The sequence below is a fragment of the Pseudomonas sp. MF6747 genome, assembly GCF_963890955.1.
GTDB lineage: Bacteria > Pseudomonadota > Gammaproteobacteria > Pseudomonadales > Pseudomonadaceae > Aquipseudomonas.
Genome location: NZ_CAWPSZ010000038.1, coordinates 1 through 2,408, shown reverse-complemented (window position 1 = coordinate 2,408; position 2,408 = coordinate 1). Strand labels below are relative to the sequence as shown.

Annotated in this window: 1 protein-coding gene; it reads left to right on the top strand. The window is 56.5% G+C overall.

Annotation, left to right across the window (positions count from 1 at the left end; genetic code table 11):
* Positions 1–2,408: immunoglobulin-like domain-containing protein (locus AACW30_RS23960; RefSeq protein ID WP_325167608.1), on the top strand; the 2,408-nt coding region annotated here is incomplete at both ends.

The following is a 2,408-nucleotide window of genomic DNA, read 5'->3' as shown; positions in this document are numbered from 1 at the left end:
GGCTCGGTGGTGTTTGAAACGCCGGCTAACGACGTTTACAACAATGGTTCGACTGTCAGCACCACTATTACCAATGCAACTGGCGGTAACTTTGAGAACTTGGTTCCAGGTACTGCCCCAGCCGTCACCACGATCACTGATTCGATCGACACCACCACCGTCACTCTAACGGCAGATCCATCGGTCGTTGAAGGCGGCAACATCACTTACACCGCCACGCTGACCAACCCAGCACAAACCGCTGTGACGGTTACCTTGAGCAACGGTCAGACGATCAACATCGAAGCGGGCAAGTCCAGCGGAAGTGTGGTTTTCGAAACCCCGGCTAACGACGTTTACAACAACGGTTCGACCGTCAACACGACGATCACCAACGCTACCGGCGGTAACTTCGAGAACTTGGTACCGAGCACTACGCCTGCGGTCACCACGATCACCGACTCGATTGATACCACTACCGTTACTCTGACTGCCGATAACTCGGTCGTTGAAGGCGGCAACATTACTTACACCGCCACGCTGACCAATCCGGCGCAAACTCCGGTCACCGTGACGCTGAGCAATGGCCAGACCATCGTTATCGAAGCGGGTAAATCTGCGGGCTCGGTGGTGTTTGAAACGCCGGCTAATGATGTCTACAACAACGGTTCAACCGTCAACACGACGATCACCAACGCAACTGGCGGTAACTTCGAGAACCTGGTGCCGAGCACTACACCTGCGGTCACCACGATCACCGATTCGATCGACACCACCACCGTCACTCTGACGGCAGATCCATCGGTCGTTGAAGGTGGCAACATCACTTACACCGCGACGTTGACCAACCCGGCGCAAACTCCGGTCACCGTGACGCTGAGCAATGGCCAGACCATCGTCATCGAAGCGGGTAAATCTGCAGGCTCGGTGGTGTTTGAAACGCCGGCTAACGACGTTTACAACAACGGCTCGACCGTCAACACGACGATCACCAACGCCATCGGTGGTAACTTCGAAAACCTGGCGACCAACCCAGCTCCAGCGGTGACCACCATCACCGACTCGATCGATACCACCACTGTCACTCTGACAGCGGATCCATCGATCGTTGAAGGCGGCAACATTACTTACACCGCTACGCTGACTAACCCGGCGCAAACTGCGGTGACTGTGACGCTTTCGAATGGCCAGACCATCGTCATCGAAGCCGGGAAATCTGCCGGTTCGGTGGTGTTTGAAACTCCGGCCAACGATGTCTACAACAACGGTTCGACCGTCAACACGACGATCACCAACGCTACCGGTGGCAACTTCGAGAACCTGGCAACCAACCCAGCGCCAGCCACCACTACGATCACCGACTCGATCGACACCACTACCGTCACCCTGACGGCGGACCCATCGGTCGTTGAAGGCGGCAACATTACTTACACCGCCACGCTGACCAATCCAGCACAAACTGCTGTGACGGTCACGCTGAGCAACGGCCAGACGATCAACATCGAAGCTGGCAAATCCAGCGGGACTGTAGTTTTCGAAACTCCAGCCAACGACGTCTACAACAACGGTTCGACCGTCAACACGACGATCACCAACGCCACCGGTGGTAACTTCGAGAACCTGGCGACCAACCCAGCGCCAGCCACCACCACGATCACCGACTCGATCGATACCACAACCGTCACCCTGACGGCGGACCCATCGGTCGTTGAAGGCGGCAACATCACCTACACCGCTACGCTGACTAACCCGGCGCAAACTGCGGTGACGGTTACCTTGAGCAACGGCCAGACGATCAATATCGAAGCGGGCAAGTCCAGCGGAACTGTAGTTTTCGAAACGCCGGCCAACGACGTCTACAACAACGGTTCGACCGTCAACACGACGATCACCAGCGCCACCGGTGGTAACTTCGAAAACCTGGCAACCAACCCAGCGCCAGCGACCACCACCATCACCGACTCGATCGACACCACTACCGTCACTTTGACGGCGGACCCGTCAGTCGTTGAAGGCGGCAATATCACTTACACCGCGACGTTGACCAACCCGGCGCAAACTCCGGTCACCGTGACGCTGAGCAATGGTCAGACCATCGTTATCGAAGCCGGTAAATCTGCGGGCTCGGTGGTGTTTGAAACGCCGGCTAACGACGTTTACAACAATGGTTCGACTGTCAGCACCACTATTACCAATGCAACTGGCGGTAACTTTGAGAACTTGGTTCCAGGTACTGCCCCAGCCGTCACCACGATCACTGATTCGATCGACACCACCACCGTCACTCTAACGGCAGATCCATCGGTCGTTGAAGGCGGCAACATCACTTACACCGCCACGCTGACCAACCCAGCACAAACCGCTGTGACGGTTACCTTGAGCAACGGTCAGACGATCAACATCGAAGCGGGCAAGTCCAGCGGAAGTGT